The organism is Phocaeicola sartorii JCM 17136 = DSM 21941 (genome assembly GCF_054653615.1).
This window is the reverse complement of sequence record NZ_BAAIFW010000005.1, coordinates 1,279,519-1,305,363: the sequence shown is the minus strand read 5'-3', so window position 1 is coordinate 1,305,363 and position 25,845 is coordinate 1,279,519. Positions and strand designations below refer to the sequence as shown.

Genomic DNA, 25,845 nt, shown 5'->3' with positions numbered 1-25,845 from the left:
ATTTTTTCGTTTTTTGGTCTATATTTGCATCCATGAAAGCACTATATACTGTTATAGGAACAATATCACTCATACTAGGCATTATCGGCATATTTCTTCCTTTACTGCCTACCACCCCCTTTTTATTACTGACAGCCGCCATGTATTTCCGCAGTTCACCACGCCTGTATCATTGGCTCATCCGACAAAGATACCTAGGAAGCTATATCCGCAATTTCCGCGAGCATAAAGCAATTCCTTTACACGCCAAGATCGTTTCCGTATCATTAATATGGATCACCCTAAGCTATTGCGCCATCTGGATAGCCCCCTACATCTGGGCAAGAATCCTGTTCCTGATCATTGCCACCGGCACCACCCGTCACATCTTATCCTATAAAACATTAAAGCGGCAAACGCCTTCCGACAGACACGCGCGGTAAAAAAATCACATCCGGACAGCCACGGGAAAAACAGCTAATAAAGACATTAAAAAAGTTTTTTAAACGATAAACGATAAATTTAGGACGAAATATTTTCGTGTTTGCTTCCAATCCTTTATATTTGTGTACAATTTTGGTGTAAAATGACTGAAGAGGACAAAAAGCTATTAAATATTTTCGAGGCAAGACTGAGGCATTTTATGTATTTACATGATGAATTGAAACATGAAAATGCTAAGTTAAAGCAACTTCTCGCCGAAAAGGACGATGAGGTGAGACGATTGGAAAATAGCCGGAAAGAATTAGAAGTAAGATATGCCAATTTGAAAATGGCCCGGACAATCAGTATCCATGATAAAGATATCAACGATACAAAGCAACGATTGTCAAGGCTCGTGCGTGAAGTCGACAAATGCATCGCTTTATTAAACGAATAAAAGAAGTTGAACAATAAAACGATAGTATGATGGACGATATGATGAAGATACATCTACTGATTGACAACGAACGATACCCGATGACTATCCGTCGTGAAGATGAACAGTTATACAGGGACGCTGCCAAGCAGATTGACAATAAACTAAACAAATACCGTAGTTATTACCCCGATTTCAGCCCTACAAGGCATTGGGCAATGGCTGCGCTGGAGTTAGCTTTTGAAAATATTTCTATGAAAGACAGAAATGACACTGCACCTTATCAGGAAAAATTGCAGGAGCTGACCAAAGAGATAGAAAAACAAATCAGTAACAGAGAGTAATCGTTTAGAATTGGAGATATTCACGCACAGCTATACTGTCAAGAGAAGGGTTCTTGACAGATAAGTTGTGCGTTTTTTATTTATATATAAATTAATAACAATGATAACAACGGTAATAATAGCAATTGTGTGTTTCGCTGTAGGTGGAGGCCTATCATACATGCTTTTCAGATATGGCCTGAAATCTAAGTATGACATTATCATCAAGGAAGCACAAACAGAAGCAGAAGTGATTAAAAAGAACAAACTTCTGGAAGTAAAAGAAAAATTCCTGAACAAGAAAGCTGATCTGGAAAAAGAAGTCGCCTTACGCAACCAAAAGATTCAGCAAGCCGAAAACAAATTAAAACAACGCGAACTGATGTTGAACCAAAAACAGGAAGAGGTTCAACGCAAGCGCACGGAAGCAGAAGCTATCAAAGAAAATCTGGAAGCTCAAATTGTCATTATAGACAAGAAAAAGGATGAACTGGATAAGTTACAAATGCAGGAACGTGAAAAATTGGAAGTCCTTTCCGGACTTTCTGCTGAAGAAGCTAAAGAACGCCTGATAGAATCATTGAAAGAAGAAGCGAAGACACAAGCCGCTTCCTATATTAATGACATTATGGATGACGCCAAGCTTACAGCCAATAAAGAAGCCAAACGCATCGTCATCCAGTCTATCCAACGAGTAGCCACAGAAACTGCCATCGAAAACTCTGTAACCGTATTCCATATCGAATCGGATGAGATAAAAGGACGTATTATCGGTCGTGAAGGACGTAACATCCGTGCTTTAGAAGCAGCAACCGGTGTAGAAATCGTTGTGGATGATACTCCTGAAGCTATTGTACTTTCGGCGTTTGACCCTGTACGCCGCGAAATCGCCCGCCTGGCATTGCATCAACTGGTAACTGACGGACGTATCCATCCGGCACGTATTGAAGAAGTGGTAGCCAAGGTACGCAAACAGGTAGAAGAAGAAATTATTGAAACCGGTAAACGTACCACGATTGACTTAGGTATTCATGGTTTGCATCCTGAACTGATCCGTATCATCGGTAAGATGAAATATCGCTCCTCATACGGCCAGAATCTGTTACAACATGCCCGTGAGACAGCCAATCTTTGCGCTGTGATGGCTTCTGAATTAGGATTGAATCCTAAAAAAGCAAAACGTGCCGGCTTACTGCATGATATAGGTAAAGTACCTGATGAAGAGCCGGAATTGCCGCACGCATTGCTAGGTATGAAGATAGCCGAAAAATACAAAGAGAAACCAGACATCTGCAATGCCATCGGCGCTCACCATGACGAAACGGAAATGACCAGCCTGCTGGCTCCTATCGTACAGGTATGTGATGCCATCTCAGGTGCACGTCCGGGCGCTCGCCGTGAAATTGTAGAAGCTTATATCAAGCGTTTGAATGATCTGGAACAATTAGCCATGTCCTATCCGGGGGTAACGAAAACATACGCCATTCAGGCGGGTCGCGAATTGCGCGTGATTGTAGGTGCCGACAAGATTGATGACAAACAAACTGAAAGTTTGTCTGGCGAAATAGCGAAGAAGATTCAAGATGAAATGACTTATCCGGGACAAGTGAAGATAACTGTCATTCGCGAGACACGTGCGGTAAGCTTCGCCAAATAAAAGCAAAACAAAATCTCCCCTTAAAATTAAAGGCGTTATCGTTTTCACAAACCATAACGCCTATTATAATACCTAACTTAACCTTAATCTAACTTTTATTCAACCTAGTAATTTGTATTATTGCTATTTTAGTTCAAAAGAAACTTTCGATTTCATATCCGCAGCCGAAGCAGCCACAATAACTTCAAACTTGCCCGGTTCCGCCACCCATTCATGACGAGCATCATCATAAAAGCTCAAAGCGTCCTTTCCAATAGTGAAAACTACTTCTTTGGTTTCTCCCGGAGTCAGTTTTACTTTGCTAAAGCCTTTCAGTTCCTTTACAGGACGAGGTAAAGATGATTTCAAGTCACTGATATAAAGTTGCACGATTTCAGCTCCTTCACGGTTTCCCGTATTAGTTACAGGCACCGTAACGGTCAATGTTTCGTCCGCACCCATCACTTTCTTATCAACCACCGCCCTGCCATACGCAAAAGTTGTATAACTCAATCCGTGTCCAAAAGCGAAAGTAGGTTTTATCTTCTCCTTGTCAGCCCAGCGGTATCCCACATAAATGCTTTCCTTATACTCCTCATCTATAATCTGATTACCCTCACGCCATGTACCGGGATAAGTATTAAGTTTGTGCGCACCCACATCCTGCAAAGAAACCGGCCATGTAAATGGCAGTTTGCCCGATGGATTCACATCACCCACCAGAACGGAAGCAATTGCTCCACCTGCCTCAGAACCGATAAACCATCCTTGAACAATAGCAGGAACCTTGTCAGTCCAAGGCATTGCTACTGCATTGCCTGAAATATTAACATAAACTACATTCTTATTAGTCTCTGCCAAAGCGGTAATCAGTTTATCCTGATTATAAGGAAGTTTATACTCTTTGCGGTCGTGCCCCTCACAATCCTGATAGTCGCTTTTATTCAAGCCACCGAAAATAACTACATAATCGGCATCCTCTGCAGCATTCACAGCATCGGCAATAAGTTGCTCTTCCGTACGCTCCTCATCCAAATTGACTTTCAATTTCACACCGTTATACTCACTGGTCTTGTCGCCCACATAGCCGCGCTGATAATCCACTACAATGTTTGTACCGGCAAGGCGTGCCTGCAAGCCTTCCAGCGGAGATATTTCTTTCTGTACCTTAAGCGAGGAAGAACCACCACCCACAGTCATAGGCTTGATAGCATTCTCGCCAACAACGAGAATACGCCTGACATTCTGTAGATCAATCGGCAATACATTGTTCTTATTCTGCAACAGGACGATCCCCTCTTCGGCAATCTTCTTTGCGGCTGCATAATGAAGATCCGAACATAGAAAGCCAACGGGACGCTGCCTGTTCATCGTTGTACGATAGTAAAGACGAAGTATGCGGCGCACTTTATCATCAAGCTCTTTTATTGTATATTTACCTTCCTTTATTCCTTTCAGATAAGGATTTGCCAAGTAATAGTTATCATAAGCATTACTTGCCCCCATCGTCAACCCGTTAGTCCATGAACCGAACTCCATGTCAAGGCCATTCTTCACAGCTTGATCCGTGTCGTGAGTTCCTCCCCAGTCAGAAACAACCACTCCGTCAAATTTCCAGTCCCTTTTCAATATATCGTTCAAAAGCCACTGGTTATGGCAGTTATGCTGGTCCTTATAGAGATTGTATGCCCCCATGATAGCCCAAGAGCCCGCCTCCTCAACAGCCGCCTTGAAAGCAGGAAGATAAATCTCGTGCAGTGCGCGGTCGTCAACTATGACATTCACCTGATGGCGGTATTCCTCATCATTGTTCAACGCATAATGTTTAACACAGGCAGAAACGCCCTTTGACTGCAATCCCGTAATATAAGGAACAACCATGCGTGAAGCCAAATAAGGATCTTCTCCCATATACTCAAAGTTACGTCCATTCAAAGGAGTACGGTAAATATTCACACCTGGCCCCAAAATCATATCCTTTCCACGATACAATGCTTCCTCACCCAGACTTTCCCCATAAATGAGAGACATCGCGGGATTCCATGATGCCGCCAAACAGGTAAGCGCCGGAAAAGCTACACAGGAATCGTTTGTCTGCCCCGCCTGTTCCCACTCATCCCACAATACATCGGGACGAACGCCATGAGGGCCGTCATCAGTCCAAAAATCGGGAAATCCCAAACGGGGAACTCCCGCCGAAGAGAATTTACTTTGGGCATGAACCACCCGGACTTTCTCCTCAAGCGTCATGCGTGCCAAGGCATCTTCAATACGCTGTTCCATCGGTTTTGCCTCATCCAAATAAACCGGTACAGTCTGCGCCTGAGCAAAAAAGCCTACTACCATTAACGGAAATGCAAATAAAAGTTTTTTCATGATATTATCCCTTTATGATTTTACTTGTTCACCTGCAAGCCCAGTGAACGAATATAGCCCGTTTGTGGCATGCAGTTCTCACATTTACTATTCTCTATGAATCCTAACATAGCCTTCTTCACCAATTCCTGACGTGGACGCACATCACGTATCTCCTTATAAGTACCACGCGATGCCTCGGAAAATGCAACAACCAAATCCCAGTCATCTGGAGCATTGATCCCCAGGAACGAAGAGCCATTCAATTTTTTATACGGCCAGAAAGTATATCCAATGTTATTTTCTTCCATTGTTTTACAGAAAGCAGTCTGCCATTCATCCGTATTATGCCCTATCTCACCCATATACATCGGTAGATTCACGCTATCGCGAAAATTGATAATCTCCTGAATAGCCGCTTTAGTAGGCTCACCCCCGTAACGATGGCAAGTGTACATCAGTTTGTCGTCATACTTAGAATCCTTGAACGGTTTGAAATTTCCGTTCCACTGCGAACCGCCAATCAATACAATATGATTGTTATCCACCTCACGGATAGCCTTTACCGCCAGCTTGTGAACTGCTTCCAGCTTGCCGTTCAACTCTTCCATGTTTTCAAAATAAGGAGCAATCGGTTCATTAATCAGTTCATAGCCCAAAATTACCGGCTCGTTCTTGTAATAATCGGCAATCTTACGCCAAATGTCACAAAATAACTGCTGGCTGGCTTCGCTTTCAAACAGCCAAGGATAACCGTAGCTGTCGTCAATATTATCCCCCGTCTGTCCGCCGGGAGCATCGTGCATATCCAAAATAAGATAAAGATGATTGTCACGACACCAGTTCACTACACTGTCCACACGAGCAAATCCGTCCTGATTGACAGTCAGCCCCATATAGTCCTCATCTGTGAAAAGTTTGTAATGGAAAGGAAGACGGATGGTATTCGCTCCCGTAGAAGCGATAAATTCCACGTCCTTCCGGGTGATATAGTTATCCTTGAACAATTTCCAGAATTCCGTTACAAAGTCCGGTCCTACCGCCTCGCAGAACATTTCATTAATGAAGCGTTCCGAATTGGTCTTGTTAAATCCAAACATATATCCTTCAGGATTCAGCCAGTTGCCCAAATTAGTACCCTTGATAAAAAGTTTGCTACCATCCGGCTGAATCAAGTCCTGTCCGGATACACGTACAAAAGCCTCGGGAGCAGGTACAGCACTATCCGACTGTACCTGTTTTTGCTGGCAGGAGATTAGTGTTCCTGCAAACAACAATGCGCACATTACATTTTTCATACCTATGTTCTACAAATGTATCAATCAATTACTTCAAATTCAGCTGAAAGTCCTTCATCACTATTAGTCCCCAACCATAGCTTGAAATCACCCGGTTCCACTACTTTTTTCATATCTATATTCCAAAAAGCCAGTTCGCTGACGGGCAAAGAGAAAATGACTGTCCTCGTTTCTCCCGGCTGCAAAGCCACACGCTGAAAACCTTTGAGTTCCTTTACAGGACGAGTAACAGAAGCCACCTTATCCTGCACGTAAAGCTGCACCACCTCTGTGCCTGCATATTTTCCGGTATTTGTCACATTCACGCTGGCAGTCAGTACATCCCCCGTTTTCAGCTTATCAGCCGACAAGACCAATTTATCATAACCGAAAGTGGTATAAGACAATCCGTAACCAAAGGGAAACAAAGGACCGAACCCTGCATCCATATAGAAAGAAGAACATCCCAATGAAGTCTGTCCCGCCTCCAATGGAATATCATCAATCAATGTTTCCTTTCCACTGGGAGCACGTCCTGTATGATGATGCGCATAATAGACAGGCAACTGTCCTACCATCTTCGGGAAAGTAACCGGAGTTTTTCCACTGGGAACCATCTCCCCGAACAACAGTTCGGCAATAGCCGGACCTCCCATCGTTCCCGGATGGAAAGAATAAAGAACAGCAGCAGACTCTTCCACTTCCTTGCCGATAGTCAACGGACGACCTGCCATAACTATAGTCACCACCGGCTTTCCGGTTTTCGACAAAGCCTCAACCAATTCGGACTGTGCACCACGCAAACTCAAATCGGCCAAAGAATGCGCTTCTCCTGAAAGTATTGCTTCCTCCCCCACAAAAGCCAATACCACATCCGCACGGCGTGCCGCAGCAACCGCTTTCGCTATCCCTGCGATGTTTTTGTCACGACTATATGCCAACCCCGGTTCATAAATAACCTGCACCCTGTCGCCATACATTTCCTGCAAAGCTTTCAAAGGAGTCTGTGTATGATCCTTTTCGCCATCAAATACCCATGTGCCCATCTGGTCATGAGGAGCATCCGCCATCGGACCTACCACGGCAACGGTACGTACCTTGTCCTTCAACGGCAAGACTTCATCCGCATTCTTCAACAAGATAACAGATTCTCCGGCCGCTTCCTTTGCCTTGGCCAGATGCTCCTCTGCATATTTCACCTTTTGATCTGTCACCACATAAGGATTATCAAACAATCCCAAGCGGAATTTCAGGCGCAGGATGTTGCGCACCGCATCATCTATCGTTTTCCCTGACACTTTTCCTTCCTTTACCAGTGCTTCCAGATTTCCAAGGAAAGAACCACTGACCATCTCCATATCCACTCCGGCATTCACAGCCTTCCAAGCAGCCTCCTTTGCATCCTTGCAAAAACCGTGAGCAATCATTTCCGTAGCCGAAGCCCAGTCCGTTACCACCATGCCGTCATAGTTCCACTCGCCACGCAGCACCTTCCTCAATATAAAAGCATTACCCGTGGAAGGCACTCCGTCATTGTCATTAAAAGAAGTCATGAATGTAGCACATCCGGCTTTCGCTGCCGCCTCGAAAGGAGGAAGATATACATTACGGAGCACACGCTCGGGAATAAACGTAGAATTATAATCCTTGCCGGCCTCGGCAGCACCGTAGCCCACAAAATGCTTGGCACACGCAGCCATCGCCGTGGGATCACTCAACGAATCACCCTGAAATCCGCGTACCATGGCAGCTCCCATCACAGCATTCAGATAGGGGTCCTCTCCACAACTTTCGGCCATACGCCCCCAACGCGCATCGCGCGAAACATCAATCATCGGCGCAAACGTCCACCGGATACCATCGGACGATGCCTCGATGGCGGCCACACGAGCTCCTGCTTCCACAATCTCGAGATTGAAAGTAGCCGCTTGCCCCAATGGAATGGGGAAAATGGTCTTATATCCGTGAATGACATCGCGGGACATTAGAACGGGAATACCCAAACGCGATTTCTTCACAGCTATTTCTTGCACTCTATTTACCAACTCGGGATCCGTCAGGTTCAACAACGAACCCACTTTACCTTCCTTTATCAGCCCTGCCATTTCATCGATGTTCCCATTCGGGCTCAACTGATTCATCTGACCGATCTTTTCCTGCAAAGTCATCTTGCCCAGCAGTTCCTCCACCTTATTTTCAATCGTGTCCACCTTCATTCCTTGATGTGTACAAGCAAGGAAAGGCAACATAATTAAACAGGCGGAAAATAGTTTTAAATGCTTCATGGTATTACATTACTATTAATTCTTATTATTTTTGATATACACGTACATAATCTATTCCTAAATCACCCAGTCATGCCTTACTATGAGCGGGCATCCTCCCAAAAACCGACCACGTCCTCCTTTCTACGGAAAGTTTCATACAACCTTCAAAATTCAAAAGAAAAGGATATTCCAATCATCAGACTATATCTCGTTAATGGCAGAATATCCTTTCCTTAACTAATTTCTATTACCTATTTAAACTTAATAATCATTCAAAATCAATACGGATTCTGAACAAGTGTACCCTGAGCTGCTTCAATTTCATCTTGAGGAATCGGCATATACTTCTTGCTTTCCGTCCACTGAAGACGATTAGGATTGCCCACCACACTATATTCCGTTTTTTCAGCATTCAGCACCATACCTCCACCGGGTTTCAACACTTCTGCGGCTTTACCGAAACGAACTAGATCATAATAGCGCTTGCCTTCACCTACAAACTCCAGACGACGTTCTTCCAGCAGATTATCCAAAGAAACCACTTTTTCAGAAACATTTGCACGGCTGCGGACTATATTATAATAAATCTGGGCAGTTCCTTGATCTCCTGTACGAAGAGCCAGTTCGGCTGCATTCAATAACGTTTCAGCATAACGGAAAATGCGCTGATTATTATCCCAGTTCAAATCACCCGATTTCGTAGCACCGTCATTGCCACCTATACGCCCGATGTATTTACGCAAAAAAAGTCCGGTATTCTGGTAACGCCCTCCATATTTCACGACAATCCCCCTAGCCGCACAGTCTGCAATATATTTTTCCATGCAAAGGATACCACCGTCACGACGTTGGTCGGTTTCCTCATATATATCGTAAACTTCTTTGGACACATCGCAGAATCCCCATCCGCCGACATAATCCGGTGAGCCGGACAAACCATCCACACCAATCATAGCCGGAACTACCGTACCACCAGGTTTATTGGCATCTCCCCAGTCACGAATACCTCCTTTAGCATAATAGTTGATTTCGAAAATTGATTCATCACACCATTCATTCTCCTGCTCCCAAATAGCACCAAACTCATTCATTAATTTATATTGGCCGGAATTAATGATCTCTTTCATATAAGCAAGTGCCTGAGGATAAGCAGCCTCGTCTTTCTGATACATAACAAAGTCCGCATAAAGCATGGCAGCAAAAGCCCAAGTAGCATGTCCGGAACGAACCGCCGTTTCTTTCATAGGCAATGCCTTACTGTCAAGCACTTCCTTCAAATCTGCCGTAACCAGCCGATAAATTTCATCTGCCGATTTTTGCTCGGCAATGTACGGGAAAGTCAAATTCACATCATAATACGGAACATTTCCCCAAAATTTCCATAACTGGTTATAATAAAAAGCACGTGTCACCTTACTTTCCGCAATATAATGTTTTTTCACATCTTCTGGCAAATCCGCCTTTTCGGCATCAGCTATTACAAGATTTGAACGATTAATCCCAGAATAACTTGTAGTCCAAGCTCCCTTGAAATTCATAAGGCTTGTCAACTTATATTGTGAAGCAAGATGAATCTCCGCCTGATCTTGTTCATTTCCACCGCCGACATAAATATCATCTCCTTGAGCATCCGACACAAGAAACAGAGGACACCATCCGGAAAAATAGTCATACCAATGCATCGGGTCATAAGCAGCCGTAACGGCTTCATCTATGCGGGCCTGAGTCACATAATATCCATCAAGTCCCAATTTTGTAGAGGGTTCTACAGTCAAGAAATCATCACCGCAAGAAACGGTTCCCATTGCTAGCGCCGCAAGCGACAAGCAGACAAATATATTTTTTTTCATATTCCTGTTTTTTATTAGTTTAGAATGTTACGTTGCATCCCACTGTGAAGGTGCGAGCTTGCGGATAATAACCGCGGTCTATACCTGAACTGGTTCCATAAGATATTTCAGGTTCAAAACCTTTATACCCTGTAAAGGTAAGAAGATTTTCGGCAGCAACATAAACACGAAATCTTGAAATGAACACATTTTTCGTCAAAACCTCCGGAAGGGTATAGCCCAACTGGATATTTTTCAAACGTACATAAGAACCATTCTTAATATACAAATCAGATACCTGGTTGTTGTGGTTCGGACCACCGTCCCATGTGAAACGCGGCATCGAATTGGACGTATTTTCACCATGCCAGCGGTCAAGCATCTCTTCTGCCAGATTCACATAACGCAAATCTACACGACGAGTTGCATCAAAGATATCATTCCCTATGGCACCCGACCAAAGCATAGAAAAATCAAGACCTCTCCAACTGGCATTGAAATTGAATCCATACGTCCAGTCAGGATCTCCCTTGCCAATCTTAGTCTGGTCGTCGGAATCTATCACACCATTACCATCGTTATCTACAAAGATAACGTCACCCGGCTGGGCGTTAGGTTGCAATTTTTCCCCTTTACTGTTCACATAAGCATCGATCTGAGCCTGATTCTGAAAAACACCCGCTGTTTTGTAACCATAAAAGAATGGATAAGGCTGACCTTCTTCGGCACGGCTCACGTTACCGATCTGATGTACATTATCGTATGCTTCAAAGCCACTGGCATTACCAAGTCTGACCAACTTATTCTTCAAGTAGCTTATATTAGCATTGACATTGAACGCCCAGTCGCCGCTACGAAATTTGTAACCGGCTTCAAACTCAATACCACTGTTTTCCATATCACCCACATTCCCCCAAGGCAACGATTCACCCAAATAACTGGGGATACTCATGGTTTTCAGCATACCATTGGTTTTCTTCTTGAACCAATCTACAGTAAATGTCAACGAATTATTAAAGAAACCAAAGTCAAGACCCGCATCATATTGTTCGCTCTCTTCCCACTTCAAGTCTGCGTTAGGAGTACCGGTAGGCTTGCTGCCACCATTTACAATCTGATTCGAACCTCCGCCAAACGGATAATTGTTGCCCATAGCCACATTGGCGGTGTAACGGAACGCACCGATATTCTCGTTACCATTCTTTCCCCAGCTTAAACGAAGCTTGACAGCACTCAACCATTCGGGACGTTTAGTCATGAAACTCTCATTAGTGACATTCCATCCCAAAGATACGGACGGGAATGTACCCCATTTGTTGTTCGGGCCGAAATTAGAAGATCCATCGCGGCGGATCGTAAACTGAGCCATATAACGCTCTGCATAGTTGTAAGAAAAACGACCGAAGTAAGAAGCCAAAGTATGAGGGTCAAATGCTCCGCCATAGACATCGCGTTTGCCATCCGTCTTCAAACCGGAAGTAAAATCAATGCTGGCCTTGCTGCCGTCAATATCAATTAAATCCTGAGCAGAGCCCCCCAATATGCGACCAGTATATTTAATGGCAGACTGTCCCAAAACTACAGCAAATGAATGGAAGCCGATTGTTTTGTCATAAGTCAAGACATTTTCAAGCTGCCATCTGCAACCGCGGTTCATTTCCGACCATGCTCCGGATTTGTCATTATGGGCATTGGTATTAAGAAAGTATGGATAATCATACCCATCATTTCCCCAAAAAGAAAGATCCGTGCCATACGACGCACGATATTTCAAATTATCCCAAAGTTTAAGTTCTGCAAAGAAATTGGCCACAAACTTGTCGCTGTTATTTTTTGTACCCGGCAACGACAAATAAGCTAACGGATTGGATATTTCATTAAAATCAGAAGCGGGTACATTATACAAACGGCCATTGCCGTCAGCCACCAACGGACCATATTTGGCTACATCATTAGCAGTACGCTTTATCAAATCCTCCTCGCTACTCGGATAAACACTCATCAACGGAGTTAAAAACATGGCATTGCCCACAGCCGATCCTGTAAGAGAGTTCGTTTCAATACTGGTGTTTTTAATACGTGAATAAGCAGCATTGACACCCACTGTCATACCATGAAGCCAGTTGCGTTCTCCCGATTTATCAAACAAAGTATAAGTGGTGTTGGTTCTGATAGTCATACGCCTGTAATTGCTTCGTCCAAAATTACCACCTACAATACCTTCTTGCTCATAGTAACCCAATGAAAGGAAATAGTTTAACTTATCCGTAGCACCACTTACACTCAACTGATGATTTTGTACCGGAGCGTCCGCATTAAATGTCTCCTTCAACCAATCGGTATCGGCATTGCCAAAACTTGACAACTTGGCACCGATAGCATCCTGCTCAGCCGTGGTGAGATTCCCCGTATTAAAGCGCGTATCGTTATCCTTGTTCACAGCCGCCTCAGTCATCATCATCTTATAGTCGGCAGCACCTAGCACACTGCGACGACGCCACGGATTCTGCCATCCGTAAGAAAAATCATACTGCACGGTAGTCTTTCCAATCTTGCCGGATTTGGTTGTCACCAAAACAACTCCATTCGCTGCACGTGCACCATACACAGCACCCGAAGCGGCATCCTTCAGCACCTCGATGCTCTCTATATCACTGGGATTCAGATAATCAATACCGCCTTCAATCGGCATTCCATCTACTATATAAAGAGGATCAGAGTTATTAATTGTACCATTACCGCGTATCCGGATTTTACTGCCACTGCCGGGCTGGCCGGAAGCCAGTGTCACTTGCACACCAGACACAAGCCCCTTCAGAGCGTTGTCCACACGAACAGGAGCCGTTTTTCCCAATTCGTCCGAACCTACTTTAGCAATAGAAGCAGTAACCACACTCTTTTTCTGGACACCATAACCAATTACCACCACTTCATCCAAAGTTTTGGTATCTTCTTTTAAGATAATGTTTAGAGGGGTAGAAGAAACTTTGACCTCTTGCGGCAAATAGCCTACAAAAGTGACTTCAATAACCGCATCGCCCGATACATCGTTCAATTCAAAGTTACCGTCAAAATCGGTAATCGTACCATTAGTCGTACCTTTTACCAACACACTGGCACCGATGACAGGTTCACCGGTTGCATCTTTCACATTTCCCTTCACCCTTATTGACTGGGCGAACATTCCGATAGAAAAGAAAAGCAACAAGCAACAGGCTGATAAGACGTATCTGATTGCTTGTCTTCGATTAGAATCGTTTTTCATACATTAAAACATTAAAGTTAGCACTCATTTTTTCTCTGACTTTCGTCTGTGCAAAGATAGCATGAGCTATTATACCGTATATGGACAAGTAAAAAGCAAAAGTAAACCGGAAATATTTAAATCATACTGATTTTCAATACATTGCACAAGCCATTTTTCACTAAAAAGTAAACTAAAGGTAGAGAACAAGGAACTTCATCAATAAGAAATTATGCTAAAAAGACAGGTTAAAACCAGAGAAAAATAGCAGAAGCCATGACAAGGATAGCAGTTATACCAATCATACTTAATAGACCTGCTAATCATTTCAAAACAATTCGCTAAAATTTTTTATCTTGCAGATTAATATATCTGCACGTACGAAAGACGTATATCGCATCATAGTACGATATACTAATATCCCGCATGAAAAACCTTAGACATGCAACAGGAACACCTTAGGTACGGCATAAACCCGAATAGCTTATAAATCAAGACTTCGGAACTACTATTCCTGCATCTTGCCTAACGACCTCACCGTATCGGCAAACTCTTCTTTCGGAATAATAGCTTTATTACGCGTCTTCAACCGATAATTATAAACCGTTTGCGGAGAACAATGCAAAAATTCGGCTATTTTTATGCTATCATTGATCCCCAAACGAACCAAGGCATAGATGCGCAACTCTGTATTCAACAATTCTCCTTCTTTCAGCATAATTCGTTCGTCGGGTTGCAGCAGAGCATTGAAATCATTCACAAAATCAGGATAGACATGTAGAAAAATGGCATCGAAGTTATGGTAAAATTCTTTCAGCTCAGTCTGTGCCATGGCAGGAGTATCTGTCAGCACCTTAATGTCCTCAAACTGTTTTACCTTAATCTTACGATTGATATTTTTGCGAAATTCATCCAACTTGCTGATGTAGTTGGAACAGATTGCAAACACATAACCAATATACTCTTCCTTTACATAATTGGACTCGCGTAATTGGCAGTTTGCCTCCTTCAACTGTCTGTTCAGAGATTGTAACTGCCCGTTCACTTCCGCCAACCGCGTATGCGCTTGTGAAAGTTCGTCCACATGTTTGTTCAGCAAGTGATTGACCTCGTTCAATTTGGTGCGCGAGTTGGAAAGATGCTTCATCTGCCTGTATATATAAAGAATAGCAACAAGCAGCACCACAGAAAGGACACTTACCACTATCAAAAACACATGCAGGCGTGCTTCCTGCATCCGGTTACGTTCCAAATAGGCCTGATGAATAGCATCCTGCACTTCCGAAATGCCAACCACACGCACACGATTGCGATAGAGCTGAGCATTCTGAAGACAATAATTAATATAGATATAAGCACGATCAATATCCCCCAATTCGAACAATGCCTTTGCCAACTCCTCCAAAGAAGCAATGTCCTTGTTGGCTGTACGCACATCTGCCATGGCCGAAAGAGCCATATATTTTAGATAAGCATCCTGCTGTCCCCCTTCGCGATAGAGACATGCCAGAATATAGGCATTCATTGCATCCCTCCGAGTTTCCAGACGCGAAGCGGCAACCTCCTCCAATAATTCTTTCTTTACCGGACCGGATTCGGAAGTTCCCAAAAACTTCCACCCCTTATACCATAAGTAAAAAGGATCTTGAGAAGTTATGGTAGCATAAATAGAATCTTTATACGCTCCTTCTTTCTGATAATATCCTTCACGAAGATTACCCATATTATCATTCCCCGAATATTGCCCGAAATGGGAATAAAGATACATCATCTGCCCGTAATATTCCACTTTCAACTCAGGAGCAAGCAATTGTCCCGAAACACCTTGCAGTTCATCCAATGCTTCTTTCAACAGTCCGGTGGCAGCCAATAAGAACGATTTCTTAATTTTCCATTCGGCCTGCCACTCTCTCCGGTCAATTTCACAAGCTATGGACAGGTTCTTATCTACATAAAACATGGCAGAATCTGCATTATACACAAAATATTCATCATAAAACATTTTGTTCAGCCAATACTGCTCTTCCAGTGTCCGGACATTCTTTCTCTGCCTACGAAGCTGATCTATCTTTTCCTCCTTAGCCGCAACAAACTCATTTTTCCGTGCAACCAATGAATCCAACTTACATAAAAGCGACTCTATTTCAGCACTATAAGGAGAAGCAGACAAAGGAGCAGAAATAAGCAAAATCCAAAAGACGAATAAATTTCTCATAGTATTCCTCATTATAACAAGGCACAAATATAAGCCAATCAATTGAAACAGAACTTATATTTTACAAAAAAGTCACTTATTTAGGACTTAAATTCCTTCTAACACCCTCTTTGCGCAGATATAACCTTCCTCATAAAGAGCGGTCAGCTTCTTGATATCCGTTTCGATACGATCCACCTCCATCCGTCGGACCGGACGGATTACCCATATCTTTCCTTCATCCTCCAGTTGCTCCACCAGCTCAAGCTGTTCATTATACACCTGGCAACGCTTACTCAATGCTACACGCAACCGAGGATATTTCTTGTAAATAAAATGGGGAATCTTGATATCTTTTTCTTTCTTACGATATCCTCTGTTACGAGTCAACACGACTACATTCCTATCATAACCCTGCTGCATGGCACGCACCACCGGAATAGAATCCACAATTCCCCCATCCAACATCGGTTCCCCATCCACATACGTAATAGGGCAAACATAAGGCAGGCTGCTGGATGCCTTCACAATAGCTATGATACGGTCGGCATCTTGCTTCTCCTCCAAATAACAGGCCCTTCCTGTCACACAACTGGTTGTCACCATCTCAAAACGGGCAGGATTCTCGGCATACGCCTTATAATCATAAGGAAGAATTTGCTTTGGGAACTGATCATACAACAAATTCTGGTCAAGGATGCAATGCTTGCGCCACAAATGCCTGATACTGATATAGTGATATTTATCCAATAAATCAATATTGCTGAACTTGGCTCTCCCCCGCTGGCGTGACATATATGAAAGACCATTACACGCTCCGGCAGACACACCGATCCCGTATGGGAACCAAATAGCATGATCCATCATATAATCGAGTACACCGCAAGTAAACACTCCACGCATACCGCCTCCTTCCAATACCAATCCTGTTTTCTCGTCTATTTCCATCTATTTTATAAAAAATAATCTATCAGCAAGCAATGTTCATCGCAAAGATATCTTTTTCATTGTACATCTGCATTTTTTTTAAAATTTAATTTCGTATATTTGCAAAACAGATAAATAAATCATCAAATTAAAACAATGTTAACCATGTTTGATTCCTCAACTTATCAAAGACGCCGTCAGGCACTTAGAGATAAAGTGCAAAATGGCATTATCCTTATACTAGGTAACAATGAAGCTCCGGCAAACTATCCGGATAACACATATAAATTCCGTCAGGACAGCTCATTCCTCTACTTTTTCGGTCATTCCCACCCCGGATATGCAGGCGTAATGGATATAGAAGCCGGAGAAGATTATTTCTTCGGAAATGATGTGGACATGGATGACATTATTTGGATGGGTCCCCAGCCCAGTGTGAAAGATCTGGCCGCACAAGTAGGAATCCAGAAAAGTTTTCCATTTGCCCAACTGAAAGAAATGATAGGAAAAGCTGTCGCACAAGGCAGAAAAGTGCACTTCCTCCCTCCCTACCGGTTCGACAATATGATGTTATTGGAAGACTTGACCGGTATCCGTGCAGCCATAGTAAAGAAATACGCTTCTGTAGAACTGATAAAAGCCGTAGTTGATTTACGCTCCGTAAAAGAAGCTTGCGAAATAGCGGAAATCGACCTGGCATGTAATATAGGTTACGAAATGCACACGGCCGCCATGCGCCTGTGCAAACCGGGAGTAAAGGAACAATATATCGCCGGAGTATTGGATGGCATCGCCGCTTCTTATGGAAGCATGACCTCATTCGCCACCATCCTGACCCAGCATGGGGAAACATTGCACAACCATGACCACAGCCATATATTAGAGGTAGGCCGCATGATGCTGACAGATGCCGGAGCTGAAAGAGTGACCAATTATTGCTCAGATCATACACGCACCGTACCAGTAGGAGGTAAATTTGAAGGACGGCAGAAAGATATATACAACATTGTATTGGCCTGCCATGATAAAGCGTTGGAAATAACCCGTCCGGGCATAACTTATATGTCTGTGCACCTGGAAGTGTGCAAAGTACTAGCTCAAGGATTAAAAGACCTGGGACTCATGAAAGGTAATGTAGAAGAAGCCGTCGCCGCCGGTGCACACGCCTTATTCCTGCCTCATGGATTAGGACATATGATGGGATTGGACGTACATGACATGGAAGATTTGGGACAAATTTATGTAGGATACGATGATGAAATCCGGCCTTCTTCCCAGTTTGGCCTGGCATCTCTGCGCATGGGACGCCGTTTGCAAGAAGGTTTTGTAATTACTGATGAACCCGGCTGCTATTTTATCCCCGCTTTGATAGACAAATGGAAAGCAGAGAAAATGCATACAGACTTCCTGAACTTTGATGCTATCGAGAAATTCAAGGATTTTGGAGGCATCCGCCTGGAAGATGATATTCTGATTACTCCGGAAGGCTCCCGTTTTACAGGCGAGAAGCGCATCCCCATCACGATTGAAGAAGTAGAAACTATTATGAATGAGTGACATAACAAACAAAACTATTATTTCTAAAATGAAAAGATTTACATTATTAGCAGCATTAGGTTTATGCAGTATGAGCCTCTTTGCACAAGACGCACAAAAAGAAGAACCCAAGGAAGAAGGGTTTGTATTCACCACAGTAAAAGAACTGCCTATCACTTCAGTCAAGAACCAAAGCCGTGCCGGTACTTGCTGGTGCTACTCCAGTATGGCTTTTCTGGAATCAGAATTACTCCGCATGGGAAAAGGGGAGTACGACTTTTCTGAAATGTACATTGTACACCAGACCTACCTGGATCGGGCCGATGCCGCTGTACGCACTCACGGAGATGTATCTTTTTCACAAGGAGGATCCTTTTATGATGTCATCTATGGTATGAAAAAATTTGGTCTGGTACCCGAAGAAGTGATGCGTCCCGGCGTGATGTATGGTGATACATTAAGCAACCACACAGAGCTTACCGCCGTGTCCGACGCCGTAGTGGCAGCCATAGCCAAAGGAAGACTGCGCAAACTCCAGACCGACAGCAACCATACCCCCTTGTGGAAAAAGGCTATTGCCGCCATCCACGATATCTATTTAGGTGAATGTCCCGAGAAATTCACCTATAAAGGAAAAGAATACACTCCCCATTCATTCTTCGAATCAACCGGATTGAATCCCAATGATTACATCTCATTGACCTCTTACACACACCATCCGTTCTATGAACCATTTGTTCTTGAGATTCAAGACAACTGGCGCTGGGGACAATCATACAACCTTCCGCTTGATGAATTCATGCAAGTGTTCGACAACGCCATCTATAACGGCTATCCAATCGCATGGGGTTCCGATGTCAGCGAACAAGGCTTTACACGCGATGGTGTAGCCGTAATGCCCGACACGGAAAAAGTACAAGAACTAAGCGGTTCGGACATGGCGCATTGGCTGAAAATGAAACCGGAAGAAAAGAAACTGAACACCAAGCCACAGCCTCAGAAATGGTGTACACAAGAAGAACGCCAGGAAGCATACGACAATTGGGAAACAACCGATGATCATGGCATGTTGATCTACGGTATAGCCAAAGACCAAGAAGGAAACGAATATTATATGGTAAAGAACTCTTGGGGCAAAGCTGGGAAATACGATGGTTTATGGTATGCTTCAAAGGCATTCGCCCGTTACAAAACCATGAATATTGTAGTCAATAAAAATGCACTTCCTAAAGAAATCGCCAAGAAATTAGGCATCAAATAATCCACTATTATACAGTGTATTACCGCTAATTCCATAAAATATATATGGAATTAGCGGTTTTTTAATTTGTTTTTTCCTAACTTTACGGATTGATTGGGTAAATATAACCAGAAGTTGGTCTCACCCCGTCACCGAGAGCAGAAAAAAGAAAAAACAATATATAAAATGAATCACAAATGGAATTATCAACCTCCAAGCCAAGAACAGACAGAAGCAGCTAAAGCATTAGCAAAGGAAACAGGGATCAGCCCGATTCTTTGCAAGTTGTTGCTGGAAAGAGGTATGACCTCAGCAGCAGAGGCTAAAAGATTTTTCCGCCCCCAGCTCAACGAGCTACACGACCCATTCCTGATGAAGGATATGAGCATCGCTGTAGAACGACTCAACCAAGCTATGGGCAGGAAAGAACGTATCATGGTTTATGGAGATTATGATGTGGACGGCACAACAGCCGTAGCATTGGTGTACAAATTTCTCCAGCAGTTCTATTCGAACATTGACTACTATATTCCCGACCGGTATAATGAGGGCTACGGAGTATCAGTAAAAGGAGTGGATTATGCCTGTGAAACAGGCGTAAAGCTTATTATCGTGCTGGATTGCGGTATTAAAGCCGTAGAGGAAATAGCTTATGCAAAAGAAAAAGGTATCGATTTCATCATCTGCGACCACCATGTACCAGATGATACATTGCCACCGGCGATAGCTATTCTGAATGCCAAACGGGCAGACAACACGTATCCTTACGATCATCTTTCGGGATGTGGCGTAGGCTTCAAATTCATGCAGGCTTTCGCCTTGAACAATGGCATTGAATTTCATCAACTGACTCCTTTATTGGATCTGGTTGCTGTCAGTGTAGCATCGGATATCGTACCTATCATGGGAGAGAACCGGGTACTGACATATCATGGCTTAAAGCAGTTGAACTCCAATCCCAGTGTAGGACTGAAAGCCATTATCGATGTATGTGGATTATCAGAAAAAGAAATCACCGTAGGCGATATCGTATTCAAGATAGGCCCGCGCATCAACGCGTCCGGACGCATCCAGAACGGAAAAGAAGCGGTAGAACTGCTTATAGAAAAGGACTTTTCGGCAGCATTGGAGAAAGCCAACCAAATCAACCAGTACAATGAGACCCGCAAGGACTTGGACAAGACCATGACCGAAGAGGCCAATCAAATTGTAGATCGTCTGGAAGGGCTGGCAGACCGGCGTTCCATTGTCATCTACAATGAAGCGTGGCATAAAGGAGTTATCGGTATCGTAGCCTCACGCCTTACAGAAATTTATTACCGGCCGGCAGTAGTATTGACCCGTACGGATAATCTGGCAACGGGTTCTGCCCGTTCCGTCTCAGGTTTCGATGTTTACAAAGCCATCGAACACTGCCGTGACTTGTTGGAAAACTTTGGAGGACACACTTACGCTGCAGGACTATCCATGAAAGTGGAAAATGTGGAAGAATTCACCAGCCGTTTTGAAACCTATGTCACAGAACATATTTTACCGGAACAGACCAGCGCCGTAATAGATATTGATGCAGAAATCGACTTCCGGGATATCACTCCGAAGTTCCATGCCGACTTGAAAAAGTTCAATCCCTTCGGACCGGACAACCACAAGCCAATCTTTTGTACACATAATGTATATGATTATGGTACCAGCAAAGTGGTAGGGCGTGACCAGGAACATATCAAGCTGGAGCTGGTGGACAACAAGTCAAACAATGTAATGAACGGCATCGCTTTCGGACAAAGTTCGCAAGCACGCTATATCAAGACAAAACGTTCTTTTGATATTTGTTATACCATTGAGGAGAATACGCATAAGCGTGGCGAAGTACAATTGCAGATAGAAGATATAAAGCCCAGTGAGGAGTAACAATAAAGATTTATCTTTGGAGTATGTCAAAGCTTTAATGACGTTATCATCTATACCGGCAACAAGATGACAAGTCATTTTAGTTTTGACATAATTTCCTTATTTTCCTTCCCATGACCTATAAAGAAATTCTAAAACAATATTGGGGATATGATGACTTTCGGGGCATACAGAAAGAAATCATTGAAAGCATAGGCAGCGGTCACGACACACTAGGGCTGATGCCTACCGGTGGCGGCAAATCCATCACCTTTCAAGTTCCGGCTTTAGCCCAACCCGGATTATGCCTGGTCATCACGCCTCTTATCGCCCTGATGAAAGACCAGGTACGTAATTTACGAGACCGGGGCATCAAAGCTTTGGCAGTCTATTCGGGCATGACACGTGAAGAAATCATCGTCGCACTGGAAAACTGCATCTTCGGCGACTATAAATTCCTTTATATCTCCCCGGAGCGGCTGAATACCGAAATATTCCGTAGCAAACTACGGAGCATGAAGGTAAGCATGATCACGGTAGACGAGTCACACTGCATCTCACAATGGGGATATGATTTCCGCCCCGCTTATCTGAAAATTGCAGAAATCCGCGAACTTCTTCCCGACATACCTGTCCTGGCACTGACAGCAACCGCCACCCCGGAAGTTGTAACAGACATTCAGGCCAGGCTGAGTTTTAAAAAAGACAGTCAGGTTTTCCGGATGAGTTTCGAAAGAAAGAACCTGGCCTACATTGTACGTTCTACAGAAAACAAACAGGAAGAACTGCTACATATTTTAAACAGCGTGCCCGGCTGCGCCATTGTCTATACCCGTAACCGGAAAAGAACACGCGAGATAGCCGAACTGCTGATCAAGAACAGCATAACCGCCACTTTCTATCATGCCGGTTTGAATAATGATGTAAAAGACCAACGCCAAAAAAGCTGGCTCACCGGAGAAAGCCGTGTCATGGTGGCAACCAACGCCTTCGGCATGGGCATCGACAAACCGGACGTACGTATCGTGATCCATATAGATATGCCCGATTCTCCCGAAGCTTATTTCCAAGAGGCGGGACGAGCCGGCCGTGACGGACAGAAAGCATACGCTGTCCTGCTATACGCCCAAAGTGATAAAACCACCCTCAACAAGCGTATCAGTGACACATTCCCCGACAAGGAGTATATCCGGAAAGTGTATGAAGACATCAACTACTATTTTCAAATGGCCATGGGAGACGGCATGGGCTGCACCTTTGCCTTCAACCTGGATGAATTCTGCCACAATTTCAAACATTTCCCCGTACAGGCAGACAGCGCTTTAAAGATCCTGACCCGCGCCGGATATTTGGAATATACGGACGAGCAAGACAACGCCTCACGCATTCTTTTCACCATGCGGCGCGACGAACTCTATAAACTACACGAAAATGATGCAGACACAGAAAAACTGATAAACATCATCCTGCGCTCTTACACCGGATTATTTACCGATTATGCCTGCATCAACGAAGATTCCCTAGTGAGCCGTTCCGGATTAACCCGCCAGCGGATCTATGAAATACTGCTGGCACTGACCCGCAAACATATCATACATTACATTCCCCGGAAAAAGACACCTTATATCATCTATACCCGTGAACGGCAGGAGAAGAACCGCCTTGTCCTGACCCGGGAAATATACGAAGACCGGAAAAAAAGCTATACCACCCGGATCAAGGCTATGATAGAATATGCCACAGCCGATGATAAATGCCGTAGCCGCATGCTGCTCAGATACTTCGGAGAAAAGAACGAGCACAACTGCGGACAGTGTGACGTATGCCTCAACAAACATCATTCAGGAGTGAAATGGGGAGAATTCCAGGAACTGGAAATGCAAATCAAACAGTTGTTGCAAACAAGTGCCATGCCCGCTTCGGAACTGCTGGATCAATTGGATAATAATCGTGAAAAAACGGAAAAGGTACTCTCTTACCTGCTTTCCGAAGAAATAATACAATTAAAAAATGGAATTCTTTCTTTATAAATCGTATCTTTGCCACCGATTTATTAACCTTTTACCCCAAAATAGAACATGAAAAAAATGCATCTGGCGATCATTTGTCTTTTTACCGGTTGTAATATCTTTGCCCAAAACATAGGTGTACAGCCCATACCTCAACAAGTTTCCAAACAAGACGGACAAATCTGTTTGTCTGAAACTTACCGGCTTTCGGGAGAATCCGAAGCCAATCCGTATGCTGTACAGGAATTAAAAAAAATATTGGGCGGAAAACAACCGGGCGATACCGGTTTGCGCATCTATATTGGAGAAAAAGGGGACAAGGCTATCCGCAAATTCGCCCGTCAAATTCCCAACCAGAAGGAAGGTTATTACCTGTCCATCAATCAGAAAGAAATAATTCTGGCAGGAAACGATGAACGCGGAACCTATTATGCCTTGCAGACCCTGAGGCAATTGCTAAAGGACAACCGGCTGCCGGAAGTAGAGATAAAGGACTATCCGTCTGTCCGTTACCGCGGTGTGGTGGAAGGATTTTACGGCACTCCCTGGAGCCATGCAGCCCGCCTTCGCCAACTTCAGTTTTATGGCGAGAACAAGATGAACACCTATATATACGGTCCTAAAGACGACCCCTACCATAGTTGCCCCAACTGGCGCCTGCCCTACCCCGAAAAGGAAGCCGGGCAATTACAGGAACTGGTCAAAGTAGCCCACGAGAACGAAGTGGATTTCGTCTGGGCCATCCATCCGGGACAAGACATCCAATGGAACCAGAAAGACCGTGAGCTGCTATTGGCAAAATTTGAAAAGATGTATCAGCTCGGAGTCCGTTCTTTCGCCGTATTCTTTGATGACATTTCAGGAGAAGGCACCAACCCTGTGAAACAGGCGGAACTGCTGAACTACATAGACGAGCATTTTGTGAAAGCCAAACCGGACGTCACCCCCCTCATCATGTGTCCCACGGAATACAACAAAAGCTGGTCCGATCCGGCCAAAGGATATCTTACCACGCTGGGAGACAAACTGAACCCGTCCGTACAGATCATGTGGACAGGCGACCGTGTCATTTCCGATATAACCAAGGACGGCATTGAATGGATAAACGAACGGATCAAGCGTCCTGCCTATATCTGGTGGAACTTCCCGGTTTCCGATTACGTCAGAGACCACTTGCTCATGGGGCCGGTATACGGAAACGACACCCGGATAGCCGATCAGATGTCCGGCTTTGTCACCAACCCGATGGAACATGCCGAAGCATCCAAAATAGCCATTTACAGCGTAGCCGCCTATGCCTGGAACCCTGCTGAATATGACAGTGAGAAGGCCTGGAAAGATGCCATCATGAATATTCTGCCCGAAGCGGCTACGGAATTGGAGTTCTTTGCCGCCCATAACTCGGATCTAGGCCCCAACGGACATAAATACCGCCGCGAGGAATCCGTATCCCTTCAGCCGGCAGCCCGCCGTTTTACCGAAAGCTATGTGAAAAACCAGACTTACAGCGAGAAAGATTTCTCCCTTTTACAAGAGACTTTCAGCCAAATGGGCGAGTCAAGTGATATTTTGATTGCCCATGCCGACAAGCATCCGATTGTAACGGAAATCATGCCATGGCTGCATCAGTTCAAGCTATTGGGTGAAACCGGCAATGAAGTGCTGGCCATGGTCAAGGCGTATGAAAACAATGACCCGTCCTTGTTCATACGTAAATACAAGCATGTGAAAGCCTTGCAGCAACAAATGTTCCAGATTGACCAGACCTACAATCAGAATCCCTATCAGCCCGGAGTAAAAACCGCCGGAAAAGTAATCAAACCCTTGATTGACCAAACTTTTGCCACTGTCACCCGGCATTATAACCAAAAGCATCACACACAGCTGAATGCGGAAACCGACTATATGCCACATACATTGGTCAGCGACATCAGTCAGATAAAGAACCTGCCCTTGCAGGTAAAGACCAACCGCATCCAGATATCTCCGGCACTGGAAGTAATCAAATGGCCGGGCAAAGGCTCATTCACCGTAGAACTGGACCGGGTTTACCCCGGCAAAAGCATAGATATTGATTTCGGCAAACCGGAAACAGCCGCTTGGGGCAAGCTTGAAATATCCGATAACGGAACGGATTGGATCCAAGTGAATTTCAAGCAAGAAAAGAACCGGTTGACGGTTGACCTGCAACAGAGACCGATAAAGGCCGTACGTTTTACCAACATACAGAATCAAGAACAGGAAATTTACCTCAGACGATTCATTATAACCGTAGACAAATAA

At 44.2% G+C, this 25,845-nt stretch carries 16 protein-coding genes; 9 read left to right on the top strand and 7 right to left on the bottom strand.

What is annotated here, in order from left to right:
• Positions 1-32: 32 nt before the first annotated feature.
• The 4 genes from ACYQ0C_RS05435 (at position 33) to rny (ending at position 2,818) form a co-directional block, all read left to right on the top strand.
• Complete coding sequence (locus ACYQ0C_RS05435) at positions 33-422, top strand: YbaN family protein (RefSeq protein WP_081642386.1); 390 nt, start codon at positions 33-35, stop codon at positions 420-422.
• 143 nt (positions 423-565) lie between these two features.
• Positions 566-859 (top strand): hypothetical protein, encoded by a 294-nt coding sequence (locus ACYQ0C_RS05430; protein ID WP_016278500.1) that lies wholly within the window; start codon positions 566-568, stop codon positions 857-859.
• Between the two features lie 29 nt (positions 860-888).
• A complete protein-coding gene (locus ACYQ0C_RS05425) occupies positions 889-1,182 on the top strand; it encodes a cell division protein ZapA (RefSeq protein ID WP_016278499.1) in 294 nt (97 codons plus the stop codon).
• 100 nt (positions 1,183-1,282) lie between these two features.
• The gene (gene rny, locus ACYQ0C_RS05420) at positions 1,283-2,818 is read left to right on the top strand and encodes a ribonuclease Y (protein ID WP_016278498.1); all 1,536 of its coding nucleotides are present in this window, start codon (positions 1,283-1,285) and stop codon (positions 2,816-2,818) included.
• Between the two features lie 123 nt (positions 2,819-2,941).
• Here rny and ACYQ0C_RS05415 read toward each other — a convergent pair whose 3' ends face one another.
• The 7 genes from ACYQ0C_RS05415 to ACYQ0C_RS05385 all read right to left on the bottom strand — a co-directional run bounded on the left by ACYQ0C_RS05415 (position 2,942) and on the right by ACYQ0C_RS05385 (position 16,911).
• Entirely contained in the window at positions 2,942-5,173 is a 2,232-nt protein-coding gene (locus tag ACYQ0C_RS05415; RefSeq protein ID WP_016278497.1) for a glycoside hydrolase family 3 C-terminal domain-containing protein, read from the bottom strand.
• A gap of 20 nt (positions 5,174-5,193) precedes the next feature.
• On the bottom strand, positions 5,194-6,450 hold the full coding sequence (locus ACYQ0C_RS05410; RefSeq protein WP_016278496.1) for a glycoside hydrolase family 5 protein: 1,257 nt from the start codon (positions 6,448-6,450) through the stop codon (positions 5,194-5,196).
• A gap of 20 nt (positions 6,451-6,470) precedes the next feature.
• Positions 6,471-8,714 (bottom strand): beta-glucosidase BglX, encoded by a 2,244-nt coding sequence (bglX, locus tag ACYQ0C_RS05405; protein WP_016278495.1) that lies wholly within the window; start codon positions 8,712-8,714, stop codon positions 6,471-6,473.
• Between the two features lie 260 nt (positions 8,715-8,974).
• Complete coding sequence (locus ACYQ0C_RS05400; RefSeq protein WP_016278494.1) at positions 8,975-10,546, bottom strand: RagB/SusD family nutrient uptake outer membrane protein; 1,572 nt, start codon at positions 10,544-10,546, stop codon at positions 8,975-8,977.
• Between the two features lie 19 nt (positions 10,547-10,565).
• On the bottom strand, positions 10,566-13,790 hold the full coding sequence (locus ACYQ0C_RS05395; RefSeq protein ID WP_016278493.1) for a SusC/RagA family TonB-linked outer membrane protein: 3,225 nt from the start codon (positions 13,788-13,790) through the stop codon (positions 10,566-10,568).
• A 487-nt stretch (positions 13,791-14,277) separates the two neighbouring features.
• Positions 14,278-15,984 carry a SusR family glycan utilization regulator gene (gene susR, locus ACYQ0C_RS05390; RefSeq protein ID WP_016278492.1) on the bottom strand — a complete coding sequence of 569 codons (1,707 nt, stop codon included), beginning with the start codon at positions 15,982-15,984 and terminating at the stop codon, positions 14,278-14,280.
• A gap of 87 nt (positions 15,985-16,071) precedes the next feature.
• Positions 16,072-16,911, bottom strand: coding sequence for a patatin-like phospholipase family protein (locus ACYQ0C_RS05385; protein ID WP_016278491.1), 840 nt, complete (start codon positions 16,909-16,911; stop codon positions 16,072-16,074).
• Positions 16,912-17,055: 144 nt separating this feature from the next.
• On the opposite strand from ACYQ0C_RS05385, the gene ACYQ0C_RS05380 reads away from it, so the two are divergent.
• From ACYQ0C_RS05380 to ACYQ0C_RS05360, 5 genes are all read left to right on the top strand, one after another.
• Positions 17,056-18,447, top strand: coding sequence for an aminopeptidase P family protein (locus ACYQ0C_RS05380; protein WP_016278490.1), 1,392 nt, complete (start codon positions 17,056-17,058; stop codon positions 18,445-18,447).
• A gap of 28 nt (positions 18,448-18,475) precedes the next feature.
• Positions 18,476-19,687 (top strand): C1 family peptidase, encoded by a 1,212-nt coding sequence (locus ACYQ0C_RS05375; RefSeq protein ID WP_025018249.1) that lies wholly within the window; start codon positions 18,476-18,478, stop codon positions 19,685-19,687.
• Positions 19,688-19,852: 165 nt separating this feature from the next.
• Positions 19,853-21,574, top strand: coding sequence for a single-stranded-DNA-specific exonuclease RecJ (gene recJ, locus ACYQ0C_RS05370; RefSeq protein WP_175271172.1), 1,722 nt, complete (start codon positions 19,853-19,855; stop codon positions 21,572-21,574).
• A gap of 113 nt (positions 21,575-21,687) precedes the next feature.
• A complete protein-coding gene (locus ACYQ0C_RS05365) occupies positions 21,688-23,583 on the top strand; it encodes a RecQ family ATP-dependent DNA helicase (RefSeq protein WP_016278487.1) in 1,896 nt (631 codons plus the stop codon).
• Between the two features lie 48 nt (positions 23,584-23,631).
• Entirely contained in the window at positions 23,632-25,845 is a 2,214-nt protein-coding gene (locus tag ACYQ0C_RS05360; RefSeq protein WP_025076641.1) for a beta-N-acetylglucosaminidase, read from the top strand.

Excerpts from the sequence above, each read along its gene's own strand:
- ACYQ0C_RS05385 (WP_016278491.1), bottom strand. The coding sequence starts at position 16,911 with ATGGAAATAGACGAGAAAACAGGATTGGTATTGGAAGGAGGCGGTATG.
- ACYQ0C_RS05360 (WP_025076641.1), top strand. The coding sequence starts at position 23,632 with ATGAAAAAAATGCATCTGGCGATCATTTGTCTTTTTACCGGTTGTAAT.
- ACYQ0C_RS05380 (WP_016278490.1), top strand. The coding sequence starts at position 17,056 with ATGTTTGATTCCTCAACTTATCAAAGACGCCGTCAGGCACTTAGAGAT.
- ACYQ0C_RS05395 (WP_016278493.1), bottom strand. The coding sequence starts at position 13,790 with ATGAAAAACGATTCTAATCGAAGACAAGCAATCAGATACGTCTTATCA.
- ACYQ0C_RS05415 (WP_016278497.1), bottom strand. The coding sequence starts at position 5,173 with ATGAAAAAACTTTTATTTGCATTTCCGTTAATGGTAGTAGGCTTTTTT.
- rny (WP_016278498.1), top strand. The coding sequence starts at position 1,283 with ATGATAACAACGGTAATAATAGCAATTGTGTGTTTCGCTGTAGGTGGA.
- ACYQ0C_RS05425 (WP_016278499.1), top strand. The coding sequence starts at position 889 with ATGGACGATATGATGAAGATACATCTACTGATTGACAACGAACGATAC.
- ACYQ0C_RS05435 (WP_081642386.1), top strand. The coding sequence starts at position 33 with ATGAAAGCACTATATACTGTTATAGGAACAATATCACTCATACTAGGC.
- ACYQ0C_RS05365 (WP_016278487.1), top strand. The coding sequence starts at position 21,688 with ATGACCTATAAAGAAATTCTAAAACAATATTGGGGATATGATGACTTT.
- bglX (WP_016278495.1), bottom strand. The coding sequence starts at position 8,714 with ATGAAGCATTTAAAACTATTTTCCGCCTGTTTAATTATGTTGCCTTTC.
- ACYQ0C_RS05400 (WP_016278494.1), bottom strand. The coding sequence starts at position 10,546 with ATGAAAAAAAATATATTTGTCTGCTTGTCGCTTGCGGCGCTAGCAATG.
- ACYQ0C_RS05430 (WP_016278500.1), top strand. The coding sequence starts at position 566 with ATGACTGAAGAGGACAAAAAGCTATTAAATATTTTCGAGGCAAGACTG.
- ACYQ0C_RS05375 (WP_025018249.1), top strand. The coding sequence starts at position 18,476 with ATGAAAAGATTTACATTATTAGCAGCATTAGGTTTATGCAGTATGAGC.
- recJ (WP_175271172.1), top strand. The coding sequence starts at position 19,853 with ATGAATCACAAATGGAATTATCAACCTCCAAGCCAAGAACAGACAGAA.
- susR (WP_016278492.1), bottom strand. The coding sequence starts at position 15,984 with ATGAGAAATTTATTCGTCTTTTGGATTTTGCTTATTTCTGCTCCTTTG.
- ACYQ0C_RS05410 (WP_016278496.1), bottom strand. The coding sequence starts at position 6,450 with ATGAAAAATGTAATGTGCGCATTGTTGTTTGCAGGAACACTAATCTCC.